Origin of the sequence: Rufibacter radiotolerans (genome assembly GCF_001078055.1) — a bacterium.
GTDB classification, from domain to species: domain Bacteria; phylum Bacteroidota; class Bacteroidia; order Cytophagales; family Hymenobacteraceae; genus Nibribacter; species Nibribacter radiotolerans.
This window is the reverse complement of the sequence record NZ_CP010777.1, coordinates 3,342,775-3,363,349: the sequence shown is the minus strand read 5'-3', so window position 1 is coordinate 3,363,349 and position 20,575 is coordinate 3,342,775. Positions and strand designations below refer to the sequence as shown.

11 protein-coding genes and 1 tRNA gene are annotated in these 20,575 nt (G+C 49.9%); 8 read left to right on the top strand and 4 right to left on the bottom strand.

All coding sequences use genetic code 11. From position 1 onward, the window contains the following. Positions 1-67: 67 nt before the first annotated feature. The 4 genes from TH63_RS13795 to TH63_RS13780 all read right to left on the bottom strand — a co-directional run bounded on the left by TH63_RS13795 (position 68) and on the right by TH63_RS13780 (position 6,091). Positions 68-141: transfer RNA gene (locus tag TH63_RS13795), tRNA-Ala, on the bottom strand. A 432-nt stretch (positions 142-573) separates the two neighbouring features. Continuing rightward, the gene (locus tag TH63_RS13790) at positions 574-3,726 is read right to left on the bottom strand and encodes a TonB-dependent receptor (RefSeq protein ID WP_053093816.1); all 3,153 of its coding nucleotides are present in this window, start codon (positions 3,724-3,726) and stop codon (positions 574-576) included. Between the two features lie 385 nt (positions 3,727-4,111). Next, entirely contained in the window at positions 4,112-4,768 is a 657-nt protein-coding gene (locus TH63_RS20725) for a C40 family peptidase (RefSeq protein ID WP_231583478.1), read from the bottom strand. A gap of 360 nt (positions 4,769-5,128) precedes the next feature. Further along, positions 5,129-6,091 carry a YheT family hydrolase gene (locus TH63_RS13780; RefSeq protein ID WP_048921450.1) on the bottom strand — a complete coding sequence of 321 codons (963 nt, stop codon included), beginning with the start codon at positions 6,089-6,091 and terminating at the stop codon, positions 5,129-5,131. A gap of 225 nt (positions 6,092-6,316) precedes the next feature. On the opposite strand from TH63_RS13780, the gene TH63_RS13775 reads away from it, so the two are divergent. The 8 genes from TH63_RS13775 to TH63_RS13740 all read left to right on the top strand — a co-directional run bounded on the left by TH63_RS13775 (position 6,317) and on the right by TH63_RS13740 (position 19,822). After that, positions 6,317-6,526, top strand: a complete 210-nt coding sequence (locus TH63_RS13775; RefSeq protein WP_156180617.1) for a hypothetical protein — start codon at positions 6,317-6,319, stop codon at positions 6,524-6,526. A gap of 327 nt (positions 6,527-6,853) precedes the next feature. Next, positions 6,854-8,992 (top strand): glycoside hydrolase family 97 protein, encoded by a 2,139-nt coding sequence (locus TH63_RS13770; protein ID WP_048921448.1) that lies wholly within the window; start codon positions 6,854-6,856, stop codon positions 8,990-8,992. A gap of 432 nt (positions 8,993-9,424) precedes the next feature. Then, a complete protein-coding gene (locus TH63_RS13760; protein ID WP_048921446.1) occupies positions 9,425-11,968 on the top strand; it encodes a PAS domain-containing sensor histidine kinase in 2,544 nt (847 codons plus the stop codon). A gap of 542 nt (positions 11,969-12,510) precedes the next feature. Continuing rightward, positions 12,511-14,205, top strand: a complete 1,695-nt coding sequence (locus TH63_RS13755; RefSeq protein WP_048921445.1) for a peptidase domain-containing ABC transporter — start codon at positions 12,511-12,513, stop codon at positions 14,203-14,205. Continuing rightward, positions 14,206-15,579, top strand: coding sequence for an HlyD family secretion protein (locus TH63_RS13750; RefSeq protein WP_048921444.1), 1,374 nt, complete (start codon positions 14,206-14,208; stop codon positions 15,577-15,579). After that, complete coding sequence (locus tag TH63_RS13745) at positions 15,576-17,003, top strand: TolC family protein (RefSeq protein WP_076606494.1); 1,428 nt, start codon at positions 15,576-15,578, stop codon at positions 17,001-17,003. The genes TH63_RS13750 and TH63_RS13745 overlap by 4 nt, the downstream gene beginning before the upstream one ends. 312 nt (positions 17,004-17,315) lie before the next feature. Then, positions 17,316-17,546, top strand: a complete 231-nt coding sequence (locus TH63_RS20575; protein WP_197088560.1) for a hypothetical protein — start codon at positions 17,316-17,318, stop codon at positions 17,544-17,546. 23 nt (positions 17,547-17,569) lie between these two features. Then, complete coding sequence (locus tag TH63_RS13740; protein ID WP_197088559.1) at positions 17,570-19,822, top strand: beta-galactosidase; 2,253 nt, start codon at positions 17,570-17,572, stop codon at positions 19,820-19,822. Positions 19,823-20,575: the final 753 nt, after the last annotated feature.

Here is a 20,575-nt window from a genome sequence, read left to right as displayed (position 1 = left end):
TGTGCGCAGGGGTCAGCCAAAACAAAAAAGCACTTACAAGTTTTACCTTATAAGTGCTTTAGAAACGTGGAGAATATCGGAGTCGAACCGATGACCTCTTGCATGCCATGCAAGCGCTCTAGCCAGCTGAGCTAATCCCCCGTTTTGATGTTACAAAAGTAAGACGGTTTTTAGTAACTGCCAAATTTTTAATGGGCTAAACGGTGAAAATAATCCATCTTTTTTGTTTTTCCCTTTCGCCTGCTGCCTCACCTGATGCCTTGAACTAAAAGCTAAGTTTAATGCTGAAGAGAAAGTGATTGGTAATCATTGTCTTATCTGAATGTTCTCTTGAAGAAGCCTTATTTTGGCGGTCTCAACTGGCAAGGATTAGAACGGCAGGTGAATTTAATCCCATGGCTATGGCGCTTCTAATTTCCGTTTTAGGCCCATTTTTGCCAAAACAGCCTTAAAACGCCTATTCACCTAGACCAGGTTAACACATGCAAAAGGCTGTTTATAGATTGGTCTATAAAAGAAGAAGGGGCCGAAACTAAGTTTCGGCCCCTTCTTTAGAAAGTAATCAGAGATTGATTATTTGAAGATATAACGCAGACCAACTTGTCCTTGCCATCTTGAAGAGAAGGAAGTAGTCCAAACATCTGCAGCTGGCTTGTTAAAGGTGAAAGAAGGACGGTTGTTAGCATCACGGGAAGCGAATCTTACCAACTCAACGGCCGCATTGTTTACGAAGTAGCTACGTCCCCAGTCTTGGTTGATAGCGTTACCTACGTTGAACACATCTAGCGTTAACTGCAAGGTGTGGTTTTTTCCACCAAGGTCAGCGAAGATATCCTGGGCAACGCGTAGGTCTACACGGTGAGTCCAAGGAGTGCGGGCACCGTTACGCTCAGTGTACTGACCTCTGCGGGTTTTCAGGTACTCATCATTCTCAATGAAGGCATTAAGATCTTCCCACTGCTTGTCAGCAGAAAGGGTTACCACGCCGGCAGAGTTTTTAACATCATTTAGAACAATGTCTTCTCTTACACGTGGTACAAACATCAGGTCATTACCAGTGTTTCCATCAGAGTTCAAGTCTTGAGAGTACAGGTACGTGAACGGAGAACCAGATTGTCCTTCATAGAACAGAGAGATGGAGGTGCTGAAGTTGTTCAACCATTTGATGGTATAACCACCAGAACCAATTACGCGGTGACGGATGTCAAAGCGAGAGTAGGAAAGCTCAGGGTTGTTAGGGTCTGTTACCACCTGGTTAAACTGCCAGTTAGATCTAGCTGTGCTGCTGGCACCGCTGTTCACGTCTTTAGACTCACCGTAAGTATAGGCAACCATGGTGTTGATGCCGCTGTCAAAGTTCTTCTGTAACTGACCAGTTAAGCTGTAAGTATAGCCTTTGTTGGTGTTGTCTAACAGAATAACGTTGGTGAAATCCTGGCTAATTCTTCTGGCTGAAGAAGAAGTTGGGTACAATGGACGTCTGTCTGGACCAGATAGGCTGGCAATTGGGTTCACCAGGTTAATGTCTTTGTAGACGATATCGTTAAGGGTCTTAGAGTAGATACCTTCCAGGGTGGCAATAATGCCCAAAGGAAGTACATAGTCAGCGGCAAGGTTAGTACGCCATGTTTGTGGGATCTTGAAATCTGAGGTTACCAGGTTGATCTCTGAAGTAGTACCGGCAGCGCCATATTTACGGATATCGTCAATGTTAGAAGTAAACTGACCGGTTTTGGTTTGGCTGCCTAAGAACAAAGAGTTGAACGTGATACCGTTGTTAGTGAATTGGTTAGATAACCACACAAAAGGAACGCGGCCGGTGAAGATACCAGAACCACCACGTAGTTGCAGGGTTTTGTCACCAAACACATCCCAGTTGAAACCGGCACGTGGCGCCCATAGCAATTGTCCGCTAGGGGTGTCATCTGTTCTCAGGTCAGTGTATTGTGGGTATTTGTCAAAAGCGGTCTCTACCTTCTCATTGCGGGCGGGAGTGTCTGGCATAACTGGTACGTCTAAACGAAGACCAAGCGTTACGCGCAGGTTATCAGTAAGGGAGATCTCATCCTGGGCGTAGAAGCCTAACTGGGCAGCATCAAACTTAGCGGCTGGTTTAGGGTTGGTAGGGTCTGCGGAGTACGTCTGCTCAATCTGGAAAGGTTTCTCGTCCAGGAAGTCTTGCAGGCTGTTGAACTGGAAGTAACCGTTACCGTTGTTCACGAAAAGGTTCCGGAATCTGAAGAACTCATTGTGCGTTCCGAAAGTGAACGTGTGGTTTCCTTTGAAAAGGGTCAGGTTGTCAGTGAATTCCAGGATGTCCTGATCCAGCTCATTGAAGGCCGAGCTACGCTCAGTACCAGCGGTGATGGTGTTACTACCACTACCGTTGAATCTGATGGTCACCTGTGGGAACAAGCCACCTGGGGTGTCACGCTTGTCACGGATTCTGGAGTAACCTACAATTAAGCTGTTAGAAAGGTTTTCAGAGAAACGGCTTTTCAATTCAGCTACGGTACTGTTGGTGGTGTTAGAGAACTCGTACGCGTTGTTGGCAAAGCGGAACGTGCTGTTAGAGCGGGAAATGTTGTCATCAAAGGCATCAACAAAGTTGTGACGCAGAGTTAACTGATGAAGGTTAGAGATGTTCCAGTCTAAACGGGCAAACAACTTGTTGCTTTCAGTACGACGGTCTAATGGACCGAAGCTGCCTGGGTCATAGCCATACTTAGAGATCAGTCTTTCAGAGATAGCTCTTACATCTGCTTGTGGTACAATAGAACCGGCATCACCAAGGTTGTTCAAAAGAGGCTCAGAGCGGCGGGTGATCTCACCGTTCAGGAAGAAGAACAATTTATCTTTGATTACGGGACCACCTACACGGAAACCAGTCTGGTAGTCTTTGAAGTCGGCGGCTTTAGTGTCTGTGATAGGGTCTTTACCTACCGTCTTTTCATTACGCAGAAAGCCGTAAACAGAACCTTCCATGTTATTTGTACCTGAACGGGTAACGGCGTTGATACCACCACCGGTAAAGTTACCTGACTTCACGTCATAAGGAGCCAATACCACCTGAATCTGGTCAATAGCGTCCAGAGAGATAGGCTGCGTACCAGCCTGACCACCTGGGGTACCGCTGCCAGCCAGACCAAACACGTCATTGTTTACAGCACCGTCAATGGTGATGTTGTTGTAACGGTTGTTGGCACCTCCAATAGAGTTACCAGAGGCCTGTGGCGTTAAACGGGTGAAATCTGTTAAAGAGCGGTTAAGCGTAGGAAGACGCTCAATCTGCTCACGAGAAACGTTGGTAGAAGCACCGGTACGGTCAGCGTTGATCACAGCGCCGCGCTCGCTTACTACCTGTACTTCGCTCAGGCCAACGGCGCTTTGAGATAAAGTGAAATCAAGTTTAAGGTTTTGGCCAAGCGCTAAGAATACGTTTTCTCTCTTTTGGTCTTGGTAACCCACATATGTGGAGGTAATGGTGTAAGGACCACCTACCCGCAGGTTTTGCAGGTTGAAACGGCCATTGGCATCGGCGCTAGCCGCGTACTGGGTGTTGGAAGGTGTGTGAATTGCCACAATAGTAGCACCGGCCAGGCCAGCTCCACTACCGTCAGTGATAGTACCGTTCATAGAGGCGGTAGTGGCGCCTTGGCCCCAGCTAAGGTGCACCGGCAAACACATCACCACGATGAGCATCAATCGGGTAAAGAGGTTTTTCATAAAGGGTTTTTTTTGTGCAAAAATAAAACAGGTGAATAGAAAAGAAGGCAGAGCTAATGTTAAGTTAACATTAAGAATGTTAACAGAGCATCTAAGAAAGGGAAATGAGTTCTCCGTAGAGGAAGGAATCATTGGGCGGTCAGTAAATTGACACGACAAATATAGAGACTAAATTTGTTTGTACGCCATGACCGGGGGCAACTTAATTTCAAGATTTTGTTTTAGTTAGCTACAGGGGCTTAATGAATTGGTAGCAGGTTTTGAGAAAATTTAATTAGAAAGTGAGGCTTGCCTATATTCTTTGAAGGTTTTTCAAAAAATAAGTTCTCTTCCCATCAATCTCTTAACCATCATTTTGACTTATAACGTTTTTGTGCCTCTGCCGTTAAATGGCCGGCCTTACCGCCTTTACAAAGGTTCGCTGGTAATACGGGGAAAACAGGTTGTCTTCTTTTACCCCCAGGGAGGTGGATGAATGAATGAACCAGATCTCGTCCCCGTCCTTCACCTCTGTGACCAGGCCCACGTGGGTAATGTTGTAGACGCTTTTGCTGGAGCTAAAGAAAACCAGGTCGCCGGGCTGCAGCTGGTGAATGGGTACGGGTTGCCCAAACTCACTCTGCTGGCTGGAGGTGCGGGGAAGTTGCACGTCTATGGCCTGGAAAGAAGTGCACAGCAGGCCTGAGCAGTCCATGCCTACGCGGCTAGTGCCCCCAAATTTGTAAGGAGTGCCCCTGAAAGAGCGGGCCGTGGAGATAACCGTCTCTATTTCGCGGCGCATGGCTTTGTTGCTGGCCACGCTGCGCGATGTTTTCTTGCCTTTGCTGGAGATGTGAATCTCTTTGAGGGTTTTGCCACCGCCAGACCGCTTGGCCTCACGGCGTTCCAGGCGTTCTTTTTTCTTAAGGGCAGCAATCTCACGGGCAGAGCGGTATTTCTCCTCGGGCTTGCTGAAGGTGGAGTAAGAAGATTTTCCGCAGGAACCTAAAAGCAAAAGCAGGCTTAATAGGGCCAGGGAGTACGTTTTGGATAAGTTGCTCAAAATAATCACTTAACGGCTTGTTCCAAGTAGAGCCAAAGATAAACCATTCACCCTTTTATAAGAAAATAATTCAAGATGCGGTGCATGGTTTTAGGCAAAGGCCAACGCGTTTCAGGGGGATAATCCACCCTCTGGTCACGCAGAAGGAACGCCGGAAAACCGGTTGTCATGTGTTTTAGGGCCGTTTTTTTTAAAACAGGCTTAAAATGGGATAGTAAGAAAGTTGGTAACCCACTGTGGTACAAATGGTTGATAGGCGCAGGGGAAGGTTAATAATTTTTATATTTCACTCCTGCTTAACAAGCCGATGGCCAAAGCCTGTTTTGGGCCTGTTTTCCTGAAAACAGGTCCAAAACGCAATCAGAGGGTTTGCTGGAAAAACTCCACGGCGCGGCGTTCTGAGTAGTAAAGCCCTTGGAAGAAGCCTTCAGAGAAACCTACGTGACCGCCCTCCAGGGGCATTTCCAGGTAGAAGTTAGGGTTCTGCAGGGCTTGTTCCACGGGAAAGCACTCCTTAGAAAGAAAAGGATCATTCTGCGCGTTCACCAACAGCGTGGGAACGGTAATGCGGTGCAGATGGGCCACCGAACTGCATTTCTCATAGTAGTCCTCGGCGTTTTTAAAGCCATGGAAGGGAGCCGTGTAGCGGTCATCAAATTGTTCAAAGGACATAATGCTCTGGAAGCCCTGGAGGTCAACGTCAAACCGGCGGGCTTTTTCCTGCAGTTTTTCGTGCAAGGTTTTCAGGAACCGTTTCATGTAAATGCGGTTCTGGGGTTTAGCCAGCTGCACGCAGGCGCTTTTCATGTGGCAAGGCACAGAGAAGACGGCGGCCCGGCTTATTTGGGGCGGTACTTTTTCCGTCCACTGTGACAGGTAGTTGAGAGTAAGGTTGCCGCCCATGCTAAAGCCTACCAGAAAAATAGTGCTGTACCGTCCCGTGTGCAGGGCGTGGCGCACCACCAGGTCCAGGTCTTCCATGGCGCCCATGTGGTAGGAGCGGAGCAGTTTGTTGGGTTCCCCGCTGCAGCTCCTGAAATTCCAGGCCAGAGCATCATACCCGGCCTTGTTCATGGCGTGCGCCATGCCGGTCATATACGGCCGGTGCGTATCTCCCTCCAACCCATGTGACAAGACAACCAGCGTCTCTGAGCCCGTTTTAGCCCAATCTAGGTCCAGAAAATCATCATCTGGGGTGGTAATCCGCTCACGGTTATAGGTAACAGCGGGGCTGCGCCTCAACTTGCTGGGCAAAATAGTCTGCAGATGCCCATTGAAAAGGTAAGCGGGTGAATGGTAAGTAGAAGAAGGAAGCAGCGGCATGTTAATTAAACGTCACGCAGGTAAAAAAAGCGGGTATAGTGTAAAATTACTGCATTTGCAGAGCAAGGCCAATTTTAGGCCCTAAATAGGATAATTAAATGGTGTTTTTCATTTAACGGCGCAAAAAGGGCTTTCATGGGTTAAATACCGTGATTGGCCTAATTGTCGTTAAATAAAACAATCAGGTTGTTAATTTTGTTATTCTGACGGTAAATGGTTGGGTATATGGAAGAAAACACGCAAGAAAAGCAAATAGCACCTCAGCAAGAAAACAACTCTTTCTTCGGAGAGGTCATCACTTCAGAAACAGCAGGCTTTGTCTCGGCAGAAGAGATCAGCAAAACATCTCAGGAGAAGCTTAGCGCTTTAAAGGCCTTGTATAGCCAACAATTAGGGTTCACGGTAAACCAAACGTCAGGGGAAACTTCCTTTTAAGCTCTTATTCCAATCAGTAAAAAAAATCTTTCCCGGTCTCTTCCCTTACAGGCTGGAAGATCCTGCTCGCCTCATTTTAGTTAAATCTGGGTGCCTCTGTTTTCGGCCTGTTTTCCGGGAAATGGCCTTAAAACGGAAATAACTTTTATCCCTGGGCATCCGCTCAGGCAATAGATTAGGTTCTGCTTCCCTTAGTCTTTGCACCCGTGGCGCCAATTGCCAGCCAGCCTACTTGCGCCCAACATTTCTGCCAGAAGCAAGGCAAATCAAAAGGAAGACTTAAATTGCGGCTCTATTTGTTAGACTGACTATTTAAGCCATCTGTCCATGCGTAAACTACTGCTCTTTTTATATGTCTTTGCCCTTGCCGTTTTCGCGGAGGCGCAGGTCATTACCTCCCCAGACAAGAACCTTACCCTTACCTTTGAGCTGAAGGCCAACGGGGCGCCCTCTTACCAACTCACTTACAAGCGCAAACCGGTCATAAAGCCCAGTGCCCTGGGCCTGGAAACCAAAGACGCTGGTTCCCTCATGACAGGGTTCACGGTGACCAATACCGCCCAGAAAACGGTGAATGACACCTGGGAGCCCATTCTGGGCGAACAGAAGACTATCAGGAACAACTACAATGAGCTGCTGGTGACCCTTTCCCAGAAAACCCCAAAGGACCGCTACATCCAGATCAGGTTCAGGTTGTTCAATGACGGCTTGGGCTTCAGGTATGAGTTCCCTAAGCAGAAAGAGCTGAACTACTTTATCATCAAAGAGGAGAACACTGAGTTCAACCTGGCCGGGGACCACAAGATCTTCTGGATTCCGGGGGATTATGACACCAACGAGTACCCGTACACTACCTCCAAGGTCTCTGAGATCCCGGGCCTGCAGAAAAAGGCCACCGTCCAGATCTCTGCGCAAACGCCTATCAAGAACCCTTCGGTGCAGACGCCTTCCATGATGAAATCTGCAGACGGGTTGTACATCAATATTCATGAGGCAGGCCTGATCAATTACCCGGCCATGCACCTGAACGTAGACGCGAAGAACCTGAAAATGAGCGCGCACCTGACCCCAGACGCGGTGGGCAACAAAGGCTACATCCAGACAGACGCCCAGAGCCCCTGGCGTACCATTGTGGTAAGCGACAAAGCCACCGAGATTCTGGCCTCCAAGCTGATCCTGAATTTGAACGAGCCCACCAAGTACCAGGACGTGTCCTGGATCAAGCCCGTGAAATACATTGGCGTGTGGTGGGAGTATTTTGTGGCCGGTAAAAGCTCCTGGGGCTACAGCACCGAGACCAATACCAAACTCACCGACGACTTTACCAAGTACACCCCCAACAAACGCCACGGCGCCACCACCGAGAACGTGAAACGCCATATTGACTTCGCGGCGGCCCACGGGTTTGACGCCGTGCTGGTAGAAGGCTGGAACATTGGCTGGGAAGACTGGTTTGGCAACTGGAAAGAAGAGGTGTTTGACTTTGTGACGCCCTACCCAGATTTCAACGTGAAAGAGCTGCAGGCCTACGCCGCTTCTAAGGGCGTGAAGATCATGATGCACCATGAAACCTCTTCCTCGGCCACCAACTATGAGCGCCGGCTAGACAAAGCCTTTCAGTTTATGGTAGACAACGGCTACAATGCCGTGAAGACCGGTTACGTGGGACCCATTATTCCGCGCGGCGAGCACCATGACGGCCAATGGATGGTAAACCATTATATACACGTTGCCAAAACCGCCGCCGATTACAAGATCATGGTTAACAGCCACGAGGCCGTCCGGCCCACCGGTCTAAACCGCACCTTCCCTAACTGGATTGCCCAGGAATCTGCCCGCGGCACTGAGTTTGAGGCTATGGGCGGCCTTACCCCGGAGCATACCACCATTCTGCCTTTCACCCGCTTGATGGGCGGCCCTATGGACTTTACCCCTGGTATCTTCCAGACCGATCTTTCTTACTACAGCACCGGCCACGGCAACAATGTGAACACCACCCTGGTAAAACAACTGGCCTATTACGTGACCATGTACAGCCCGCTGCAGATGGCGGCAGATCTGCCGGAGAATTACCTTCGGTTCCCAGACGCGTTCCAGTTCATTAAAGACGTGGCCCTTGACTGGGATGCAACCTATGTGCTGGAGGCGGAGCCCGGTGACTACATTACCACCGCCCGCAAGGCCAAAGGCAAAAACGAGTGGTACGTGGGCGGCGTAACCGATGAGAACCCGCGCACGGCTACCGTTTCCTTCTCTTTTTTACCTAAAGGCAAGCAATACCTGGCCACCATTTACGCAGACGGTGCAGATGCCAGCTATGACAAGAAGCCACAGAGCTACACCGTGCAGAAAGTGGTAGTTACCTCCAAAAGCGTTCTCAAGCAAAGACTGGCCTCGGGGGGCGGATTGGCGGTCAGTATCAAAGAAGCCAGCAACAATGATTTGAAAGGCCTGAAGAAAATTTAAGCATCCTGGGCCAAGGCAAAAGAGTGCTTTTGCTGTTCCAGAAAACCCTTCCGTAGGAGTCCCTTTGGGTTTCTTCTTCGGGAGGGTTTTCTGCTTTCATGCTTTTGCTTCAAGGACGATAGAAACAGGGGCTCGCCTGACTATACATTTTGGGCGGTGAATGTCTGTGAATGAGATTAATAAAGAGGTAGAGCCGGCCAGAATACGTATTTTTACGTACAGCTTTTTCAAGCCAGGAAAGTTAACGGATACCTATTTTAGGGTAGCAATGATAAATTTATTTCCCTTTCTTTACTTGCCAATTATTCCTTCCTGTAAAAGTACTTATCAAGAGGTGGCTTCAGTGGTCACAGGGCTGCTGATGCTTTGTTTAATTATATCTAGTAAAGCTGAATGGGTACGGGGCAAGCTGTAAGTGTTTTTGAAAAACTAATGAATTATTCATTAGACCTGCACTGCATTATTAGCAGCAACGGGCACTTCAATTTTATTAATGAGGCCAGTACCCACCTGTTAGGCTATACTCCCCAGGAACTGATAGGCCGTAGGTTCACAGACTTTATCAGGCCCCAAGACCTGCCTGCTTTAAAAGAGGCTTCCCTTGCCTTGGAGACAAGCCCCCATCTTACTTTTTATGAAAATTTCTATATCCATAAAAATGGGCAGGAAGTTGCCATTGAATGGTCAGCTACTTGGGTGGAGGAAGAGGATGCCTATTACTGCGTGGGCCGCGATGCTACCGAAAAGCAGTTGGCCATCAGGCAGCTCCGGGAAAAAGAGGAGCTTTTTGAGGCGCTGGTAGAATATGGGGCAGACATGGTGGCCCTGGTTAATGAAGAAGGGGTTTACACCTATGTGGGCGGCTCCATCAGGAGAATATTGGGCTACGAGCCGGGGCAGTTAATAGCTAAAAGCGCCTTTGAGTTAATCCACCCAGAAGACCTGCCTTTGGCGCTGGAGAAGTTCCAGTCCCTTCTTATCTCTAAAAACTACATTAAATTAGAGGGCTTTAGGTTTAAGGCGGCCAACGGCGAGTGGAAATGGATGGAGACCTATGTGAGCAACCAGCTCCAGAACCCCAGTGTCAAAGGGTTGGTGGTGAGTTCCCGGGACATTACCAGCCAGACGCAAAACAGGCACAGCCTGCTGGAAAGCGAGCAGAAATACCGCAACCTGTTTGAGAAGAACCCAGACGCCATTTTCCACCAGAACCCCGACGGTCAGATCAATGAAGTAAACCAGGCGTTTCACCAGGTGCTGGGTTTCAAGCCCGACGAGGTAATAGACCAGCCCGTTTCCTCCTTTATGGCCCCGGAGAGCGCCGACCTGAGCACCCGGTACTTCAAAGAAGCCTTATTGGGCGGTACCATGCGGTTTGACATGGAGTTGGCCGCCCGAAACGGCGACCGGAAGATCTTTGACATGGTCATGTACCCGCTCTCAGTGAATGGGGCTACCATTGGGGTGGAAACCATTGCCAAAGATATTACCACCATGGTGCGGGCCTATGAAACCATTCAGAAACAGGCGCAGAAGTTCAACACCATTCTGGAAAGCTTCACCGACGCCTTCTTTACCCTGGACAAGGAGTTGCGGTTTACCTTTGTCAATAGTGAGTTAGAGCGGCTACTGGACCTGGATAAGAATAAGAGCCTGGGCAAGACCATAGAAGAGGTTTTCCCGCAAGCGCTGGCCGGGGAGTTTAACAAGCATTATCAATGGTTAAGGGCCAAAGGCCAGGCAGTTACCTTTGAAACGTTTCTACCTCAAAAGGAAATCTGGTTGGGAGTGAAGTTCTTCCCCGCTGAGGAAGGTATTTCGGTGCACATGCTGGACATCACGCAACGGGTAAATTACCAGCGGGAGCTCAGTATGCTTTCCCTGGTGGCCAGCAAGACCACCAATGGCGTAGTCATCATGGATGCCAACGGCCTGATCCAGTGGGTAAACCAGGGCTTCACCAACCTTAACGGCTATACCCTGGAAGATGCCTTGGGGAAAACGCCCAGTAACCTGCTGCAAGGACCCGGCACCGACCTGGAAACTTCCAGAAGAATTTATGAGAGGTACCAGAAAGGGGAGCCTTTCTCAGATGAAGTACTCAATTTCAAGAAAACCGGTGAGGAGTTCTGGGTGAAGATAGATGTGTCTCCGGTGAAAGACAGCTCGGGCAAGATCATACGGTTTATTGCTATTCAGACAGATGTCACTCTGCAGAAAAAGTCAGATGAAAGCCAGGCTCAGCTCACCCGTGACCTGTATAGGCAAAACCGGGATCTGCAGCAGTTTACTTATATTGTTTCCCATAACCTTAGGGCGCCCGTAGCCAACGTCATTGGCCTGACCCGCTTCCTCTCTGTCTTTGACAAGAACTCAGAGAACTTTGACGTAGCCCTGCGGCACCTTGACAAAAGCGTTATCTCCATTGATGCTGTCTTGAAAGACCTGAACGAGATTCTCTCCATAGGCGTGCAGAAAGATACGGTGAGCATGGAAAGCATTGACCTGCGGAGAATCTGCCTGGAAGCCGTAGAAAGCCTGCGGGACTCACTTGACGCGTATGAGGGGAAAATAGACCTGGAGATTCCTGGAAATACCTATGTGTTCGGGAACAAGGCGTACCTCTTCAGTATCTTCCACAACCTGCTTTCCAACGCCATAAAATACAGGTCACCAGACAGGCCGCTTACCATTTCCATCAGAGCCACGGTAAGCGTCAAGTGGGTGGCTATTTTCTTTGGAGACAATGGTTTGGGGTTTGATGAGGAGAAAGCCGGCGACAAGGTGTTTAAGCTGTACAAGCGGTTCCATAAAAACATCGAAGGAAGAGGACTAGGGCTGTTTCTGGTCAAAACCCAGGTGACCGCCATAGGGGGTGAAATAGAGGTTTCCAGCGTGGTAAATGTAGGCACCCGTTTTCTCATCCATTTAAGACCTGGCAACACTCCTGACAGCCATGCTTTGGAAGAGGAATAGATATTAGGTCAAGATTGAGCATGAACTCCTTCTTATAGTTCTAGAACTGGCAAAATTCCTCTGCAAGGGTTCTTATTCACTATATTTTAAAACAATTTCACCACTGTCTGGTTTAGTGCTTCTGACAACGGTGCATTACCTCATAGGCTCCCTAACCGTTCCCTGTGAAAGAGGAACAAAGAAGAGGAATATTATAAAGGTGTTGCAGGAAACCAAGAAAAAAGACGTTACTACTTATTGGCAGATGCTTTTTAATGCCGTATGATAATGGTAGCCTTTTTTAGGATTTTCCCTTAGGAAACTAGGTGAGGAACTAGATAGAGGCATTTACGTCTGCAAAAGAAGGCGCAACAAGGGCATGGTGACATGTAAAGGAACTATCTTTTTAATTTCTCATGCCTTTTTAAACACCTTGCACTCTGGCCTAGGGGTCCCCGTGATTTGGTTTGCAGTCCAGAAGCGTTGTCGTACTACTAAAAAGAGAGTTTAGCCCCCAGAAAGTTACCCTTATGGCGAGCAAAAAAACTAGTGCCCCAAAGCCAATGCAGCGTTTCCTAGAGTTACTGGCTCCGGAGAAACGGGTTATTGGCTTTATCTACCTGTATGCGGTTTTTTCAGGGCTGGTGAGTTTATCGTTGCCATTAGGTATTCAAAGCCTGATAGGGTTTGTGTCTGGCGGACAGTTGGTGACCTCGGTTTCTGTCCTGATCTTTTTTATTGTGATCGGGGTACTGGTGGTAGGGGGCTTGCAGGTAATGCAGTTGTCATTGGTAGAGCACATTCAGCAGCGGATCTTTGCTAAAAAGGCCTTTGAATTCACTACCCGCATCACCCAGATCAAAAGCGACCAGCTAGCGGTGCAAAACCTGCCTGAGCTTATGAACCGCTTCTTTGACGTGATCTCCCTGCAGAAGGGGCTGGCTAAAATGCTGACAGATTTCTCGGCGGCGGCTATTCAGATCTTGTTCGGGGTGATCCTGCTCTCTTTCTATCACCCCTACTTCATCATCTTTGGGGTGCTCATGATTTCTATTCTGGTGCTGGTGCTACGCCTCACAGGCCCCAAAGGGATGAAAACCAGCCTGGAGGAATCTAAATATAAGTACAGGCTGGTGCATTGGCTGGAAGAAGTGAGCCGTGCTATCACCGTTTTTAAAGCCTCCTCTCAGGAAAAGCTGTCCCTTGAAAAGACGGATTACTATACCAGCGGCTACCTGAAGGCCAGGCAAGCCCACTTTAAGGTGCTCATTACGCAGTACATCGGCTTTGTGGGGTTCAAAACGGTCATCACCGCCGCCCTTTTGCTCATGGGTAGCCTGTTGCTGGTAAACCAGGAGATCAACCTGGGGCAATTTGTGGCCACCGAGATTATCATTATCTTAATTATTAATGCCGTAGAGAAACTGCTGGTGAAGCTGGATGTGGTATATGACGTGCTTACCAGCCTTGAGAAACTGGGAGGCGTGACAGACTTGCCCGCCGAAGAAACAAAAGAGGGCTTGCTTACCCAAAGCCCGGCCACGCACGCAGGAATTTCCATTCAATTGAAGAACGTGGGGTACCAGTATGCCGGGTCCAGAAACCCCACGCTGCAGGGGATAAGCCTGACGGTAGAGCCCGGCCAGAAAGTCTGCCTGGCCGGAACCGAGCAGGCTGGCCGTTCTACCTTGCTCCAAGTACTGGCCGGGGTGCTGGCAGACTATGAGGGAATAGTGGCCTATAACGGGTTATCCCTTAAAGAATATGACACTACCGTGTTGCATGAGCAAACGGGGCTTTTTTTGCTCCCAGGTTATCTTTTTGAGGGTTCCATCAGTGAAAACCTCACCATGGGCCAGCCTGGGGTCACCTTAAATGACGTGCTCTGGGCCCTGGAACTGGTGGAGTTGACGGATTATGTACAAGGGCTGCCAGAAGGGCTTCAGACGGTGGTCAGCAGTAACTCGTCTACCATTCCGGCAAGTGTGGTGCAGCGCCTGGCCCTGGCCCGCAGCATTGCCAAAAGGCCTAAACTGCTGTTGCTGGATAATTTTCTTCCCTCTGTGGGCAGGGCACAACGGGAGCGGATAGGCCGGCGACTCTTGCAGCCGGAAATGGCCTGGACTGTCATCATCATCTCCAATGACCCCTTCATTATGCAGTTGTGCCACCGGGTGGTTCTGCTCCAGAAGGGGCATGTTATTAGGGAAATGGAAGGCAAGGAACTAACAAGTGATGAGTTAACGGCAATCAGTTAGATGGCAAAGGCAACCACTAAAAACAACCACCAACTGGAGTGGGAACAGTTTAACTCCTTTAAACTGGTAAGCAAGCCAGATATGGGAAAAACCATCGCCTATTGGTGCATTGGCCTGTTTGGCTTGCTCTTCATTATCACGCTTTTCCCCTGGACCCAGAATATTCGGTCGGCCGGGTCGGTCACCACCCTGCAGCCGCAGGACAGGCCCCAGACGGTGCATAGCACCATTGCGGGTCGTATTGAAAAATGGCGGGTGCAGGAAGGGCAACTGGTAAAGAAAGGCGATACCCTTGTCACGCTGTCTGAGGTGAAGGAAAAATATTTTGACCCCCAGATGCTGCCGCGCATACAGGAACAGGTGCAAGCCAAAGAAGGAAGTGAACAAGCCACCCAGGCCAAGGCCGATGCCCTGACCAACCAGATCAAAGCCCTGCAGGAAGGGCTGCAGTTCAGCCTGCAGAAAGCCCGCAACAAAATACGGCAGGGCACCATGAAGGTGCAAAGCGACAGCGCCGATGTGGTGGCCATGAAAGCCGAATTTGAGGTAGCCCAGGACCAGTACAAGCGCCAGGAAAAGCTATATCAGCAGGGTTTAAAATCTTTGACCGAGCTGGAAAGCCGCCGTCTGAAACTACAGGAAGTGCGGGCCAAGCTGCAGGGCACCCAGAACAAACTGGGCATCAGCCGGAACGAGCTGCTGAACGCGCGTATTGAATTGACCTCACTGGAGGCCGAGTACCAGGACAAGATATCCAAGGCCCGCTCAGACCTCAACGCCACGCGGGCCTACGTGCAGGATACCCGAGCTGAAATCTCCAAGATGAAGAACGAGTACGCCAATATGCAGATCAGGAGCTCTTTCTACCAGATAACCGCCCCCCAGGACGGCTATGTGGTGCGGGCCCTGAAGGCGGGTATTGGGGAAACCCTGAAAGAGGGGGAAGCCGTGTGCACTATTATGCCCTCTAACCCGCAGCTAGCCGTGCAGCTATTTGTAAAACCCATGGATGTGCCCCTCATAGAGGTAGGCCGTAAAGTACGCCTGCAGTTTGAAGGCTGGCCCGCTTTGGTGTTCTCTGGGTGGCCCAACGTAGGCTTTGGTACGTTTGGGGGTAAGGTAGCCGTGATAGACAACATAGACAGTGGCGGCAATTACCGCATGCTGGTGGTGCCAGACCCGCAGGAAGGCCCCTGGCCAGAAGCAATACGGGTTGGCTCTGGCGCGTACGGCTGGGCCATGCTCAATGACGTGCCCATCTATTATGAACTGTGGCGCCAACTCAATGCTTTCCCGCCAGACTACGTGGGTCCGGTGAAGGAGGAGAAAGGGGCAAAGGCCGCCAAGCCAAGCCAGGAGGACAGCGAAAAATGAGAGGCCACGCGTATGTCCCTTACCTGCTTCTAGGCTGGCTGCTGGTAATGGGCAGTCAAGTAGCCCGAGCCAATGACAGCACCCGGGTGTTTCCCATTGATGACTTTATGCGACAGATTGCGCTGCACCACCCCGTGGCCAGGCAGGCGCACCAACTCTCTGACCAGGCCCGGCAGGAGATCAGGATGGCCCGGGGCGCTTTTGACCCTACCGCCAATGTCAAGTTTTACAACAAGGAGTTATCTGGCAAGAATTATTACACCCTCTGGGACAATGTCCTGAAAGTGCCCCTCTGGGTGGGCGAGGTCAAGGCCGGGTATGAGCGCAACAGCGGTATAAATGTGAACGGGGAGAATATCACGCCGCCGGAGGGACTCAACTATATTGGCATCTCTGTTCCCATTGGGCAGGGGCTGTTGATAGATGAGCGCCGGGCTACCCTGTTGCAAGCCAGGCAGGCCCAGGACCTGGCCGAGGCGGAACGGGTGAAGATCATTAACAAACTGCTTTTTGAAGCCGCCAAAGCCTACTGGGATTGGGCGTATAGTTACCAACGGTGGGTGCTTTTCCAGCAAGGGTACCAACTGGCCAACACCCGGCTACAGGCGGTAAAGGAGCGGGTGGTGCAGGGAGACCTGGCCGCTATAGACTCCGTGGAGGCCCTTATTGAAGCCCAGAACCGCCTGGCCCTCATGCGGCAGGCGCAGGTAGAAGCCCAAAACGCGGCCCTGGTAGCATCTAATTTTCTGTGGCGCGAAGACAATACACCTATAGAAATCACGCCCGCGGTGATTCCTTCCCTGATTGGGACCAACCCAGAACCCCTGTCTGCTACAGACCTGGCTACCCTCATAACCACAGCCCGGGAAAACCACCCCGAAGTAACCAAACTGCAGATCAAAGTCCGGCAATTAGACATAGAGCGGCGGTTTGCCCAGGATAAGTTTAAGCCTAAAATGAATCTGGAATATAACCTGATTGGCGCGGGCGGATCTCTGGGCAGAAGCTGGCCAACGAACGAGTACCTGTCCAATAACTATAAATTTGGCGCCAGCTTCGGGTTCCCGCTATTTCTCAGGCAGGAGCGCGGGAAGCTGCAACTCACCCGCCTGAAGATAAATGCCACTCAACTGGAGCTGCAGCAAACCAACCGCGAAACCCTGAACCAGATACAGGCCGCCTATAATGAAAGGCAACAGCTGGAAGAGCAGATTCTCCTGCAGGAGCAGATCATTGCCAACAGCTCCCTTATGCGCGAAGGGGAACAGCAGCGGTTTGAAAACGGGGAAAGCTCAGTGTTTCTGGTGAATACCCGGGAAATGAGCCTGCTCAACCAACAGGTGAAACTCTATGAGCTTAAGGCGAAGTATGGCAAGGCCAAGTACTACCTGCAATGGGCAGCCGGCAGCTTGGGCGGGAGGTAAGGGCGCTTCCTGCTTTCCCAAAGTCTTCTTTTAAATTGCTTTGCAGCCAGTAGGTGGTGGCTCTTCCTGTGCCTAGCTGTCAGTAGGGTATATCCAGGCGTCTCGCCCAGAGAAAAGGCAAGATCTTCCTTCTGTCAAAAGTGATAAGGGATTGTGGGAAGCTTAAAACTAAAATCCTTTCTTCAGATTTGTCCCTAATAAATGGAAAGAATCAAAAAAATGAGAGGAAATTAAATTCTCTTTAGTATAAATGTCATAATAACACTAGTTTTAGAAGAATCTTGAAACTTTTATTAGAAACACTACCAGCACATGAAGGTATTGCCTCTATTGAAAGTTTTTGGAAGGAATATTTATGTTGCCAAATGCCCAAAGCTCAGCTTTCCTAAGAAAGGAAGCGGGCTTAAAAGTCTGGTGGCAGCTGGGACATCTATTCCCGAAAAGGATCTAGTTATTAATGCACTTGCCAATACTTTATGCTCAAAAATTGCCTATACCTTCTTCTCTTTTTATGGGCCTTTGCTTCCCAAGCCCAGCCGTTGAGTAATCAACCCGGTACCTTTACCTTGGGTAACAAAGAATTCCTTTTGAACGGGAAACCCTTTGTGATTAGAGCGGCGGAGTTGCATTACCCCCGTATTCCGCGGGAGTACTGGGAGCAGCGTATTCAGTTGAGCAAGGCCATGGGCATGAATACCGTGTGCATCTATCTTTTCTGGAACCTGCATGAGCAACAGCCCGGCCAGTTTGACTTTAAAGGCCAGAATGACGTAGCGGAATTTGTGAAATTGGCCCAGAAGAATGGCATGTACTGCATAGTGCGGCCCGGGCCTTACGTATGCGCCGAGTGGGACATGGGCGGCTTGCCCTGGTGGCTCCTGAAGAAGGAAGATGTGCAAGTGCGTACGTTGCAAGACCCGTATTTCATGGACCGCACCAAGGTGTTCCTGAAAGAGGCAGCCAAACAATTGGCGCCGCTTCAGATCCAAAAAGGGGGCAACATCATTATGGTGCAGGTGGAAAACGAATACGCCACCTTTGGTGGGGACCAGGCCTACATGGAAGCCACCCGTGATGCCGTGCGCGACGCCGGTTTTGATAAGGTGCAGCTTTTCCGGTGCGACTGGCCCAGTAACTTCAACCGCTATAAACTGGAAGGCGTGGCCACCACCCTCAACTTTGGGGCCGGGACCAACATTGACAATAGCTTCAAAACCTTTCAGGAGTTAAATCCTAGTGCGCCGCTCATGTGCAGCGAGTACTGGTCGGGGTGGTTTGACCATTGGGGCCGGCCGCATGAGACCCGCTCGGTGAGCAGCTTTATTGGTAGCCTGAAAGACATGATGGACCGGAAGATTTCCTTCAGTCTGTACATGGCCCACGGCGGAACCTCGTTTGGGCAGTGGGGGGGAGCCAACGCGCCACCTTATTCTGCCATGGCTACCTCTTATGATTACAATGCCCCGGTTGGGGAGCAGGGCAACACCACAGAGAAATTCTTCGCGGTACGCAACCTCCTTAAAAACTATCTGCAGCCCGGTGAAACCTTGGGCGAGATTCCGGCTGCCAAGCCAGTAATTGCTATTCTGGCTTTTGCCCTCACTGAAAGTGCCGCCTTATTATCTAATCTGCCCAAGGCCAATAAAACCGAGAAGATCAAGCCCATGGAGTATTTTAACCAGGGCTGGGGACGCATCCTGTACCGCGCCACGCTTCCGGCCTCGTCTACCAGGCAACGGCTGGTGATTACCGAAGTCCATGATTGGGCCACTGTTTTCCTGAACGGCAAGCCCCTTGGTAAATTAGACCGGCGCCGGGGCGATTCCACAATTGAACTACCCGCCATGGCCAAGGCCTCCCAACTGGATATTCTGGTAGAGGCCACCGGCCGGGTCAATTACGGCAAAGCCATTATTGACCGCAAAGGCATCACTGAGAAAGTGGAGCTTATAAATGGCCAGAAAACCACCGAGGTGAAAAACTGGCTGGTCTATAACTTCCCGGTGGACTACAAGTTCCAGAAGAAAGCGAAGTTCAAAAAAGGCCGTGCAGACGGGCCCGCCTGGTACAAAGGAACCTTTACCCTCAAAGAAACCGGTGACACGTTCCTGGATGTAAGCAAATGGGGTAAGGGCATGGTATGGATAAACGGCAACAACTTGGGGCGTTTCTGGAAAATAGGGCCACAACAAACCTTGTTCGTGCCGGGCGTGTGGCTGAAAAAAGGCGAAAACGAAATTATTGTCCTGGACGTGGACCAGCCGCAAGCCACTACCGTGGCCGGTTTAAAAGAGCCTATCCTGGACCAGTTGAGCGTAGATGAGTCTTTGCTGCACCGCACCAAAGGACAGACATTGAATCTGACAGGGGAAAAACCAATACATGCAGGGAGTTTCCCGGGTGCGCCGGGCTGGCAGGAGGTAGCGTTTGGCAAGCCGGTAAATGGGCGATACCTCTGCTTTGAGGCCTTGAGCGCCCAAAAGGAAGATGATCCCTATGCTTCCATAGCCGAGCTTGAACTGCTGGATGAAAAGGGTAACCAAATATCCCGCCTGAAATGGAAGGTAGTGTACGCAGACAGCGAGGAGGTAACCGCCGCTAATAACGCGGCAGACCGGGTGTTTGACCAGCAGGAGTCTACTTTCTGGCATACCCAATATGCCGCTGCCAAACCCAGGCACCCGCACCAATTAGTAGTGGATTTAGGGGAAACGGTCACCGTTAAGGGCCTGCGCTATTTGCCCCGCACAGATAAGAGTACTGCGGGTATGGTGAAGGAATATAAAGTCTATATGAAAGGTAGCCCATTCAAATTATAAAGGCTCCTAACCATGGTCGGCAATTCCCTTGCTAACCTTTCCGGGAGGAGGAATAAAGAGGGTAGGCGGGAAGTGGTTACGCTTTCACCCTGCTCTGTGGGTTGGGAGACAAAAGGAGTTTCTTCTCTCCTCAGGGTAGAGTATTAAATCTGCGTAAATCTGCTTTAAGCCCGGCAGGGGTAAGGCATAGCCAAACGACCAGCTAAGCCACTACCTCATATCCAGGTGCAGGATTATCATATTAGGCACCATAAGAGAAACGATTGGTCGGGATGCATTTTGGGCCTGTTTTCTCTAAAACAGGCCCAAAACGCTCAGTTATAGTTTAGGGGTGATGACTGATCTAGCAGGCCTGCCCGGGTGGGGTATTCATTCGGGCTTATTTCCGTTTTGAGCCCGTTTTTAAGAAAACAGGCTCAAAACAGGAGCCCTCTTTTGGGCTAGGGCATACCAGAGCGCTTGGCCATAGCCAATAGAGATAACTGAATAGCCCCATTGGAATATAGAGTAGGAGTTGAGTAACCAGGCTAGGAAGGCTTTGATAGGGAAGAAGTAGGTAGGGAAGAAACAGGAATAACACCCAGGAAATGGATAGAACTTAGAAGACCTTATCTGCCAAAGATCCTTCCTTCCTAAATTACCTCACGTATTTCCTGTAATTTAAAAATTTTCAATAAGCAGAGGCTTTATTCCTATTCTTGTAAAAGGAGGTCCAGATAAGGCAGGAAAAAAAATGAAAATTAAAGAAAGAGC

Excerpts from the sequence above, each read along its gene's own strand:
- TH63_RS13790 (WP_053093816.1), bottom strand. The coding sequence starts at position 3,726 with ATGAAAAACCTCTTTACCCGATTGATGCTCATCGTGGTGATGTGTTTG.
- TH63_RS13780 (WP_048921450.1), bottom strand. The coding sequence starts at position 6,091 with ATGCCGCTGCTTCCTTCTTCTACTTACCATTCACCCGCTTACCTTTTC.
- TH63_RS13775 (WP_156180617.1), top strand. The coding sequence starts at position 6,317 with ATGGAAGAAAACACGCAAGAAAAGCAAATAGCACCTCAGCAAGAAAAC.
- TH63_RS13770 (WP_048921448.1), top strand. The coding sequence starts at position 6,854 with ATGCGTAAACTACTGCTCTTTTTATATGTCTTTGCCCTTGCCGTTTTC.
- TH63_RS13760 (WP_048921446.1), top strand. The coding sequence starts at position 9,425 with ATGAATTATTCATTAGACCTGCACTGCATTATTAGCAGCAACGGGCAC.
- TH63_RS13755 (WP_048921445.1), top strand. The coding sequence starts at position 12,511 with ATGCAGCGTTTCCTAGAGTTACTGGCTCCGGAGAAACGGGTTATTGGC.
- TH63_RS13750 (WP_048921444.1), top strand. The coding sequence starts at position 14,206 with ATGGCAAAGGCAACCACTAAAAACAACCACCAACTGGAGTGGGAACAG.
- TH63_RS13745 (WP_076606494.1), top strand. The coding sequence starts at position 15,576 with ATGAGAGGCCACGCGTATGTCCCTTACCTGCTTCTAGGCTGGCTGCTG.
- TH63_RS20575 (WP_197088560.1), top strand. The coding sequence starts at position 17,316 with ATGAAGGTATTGCCTCTATTGAAAGTTTTTGGAAGGAATATTTATGTT.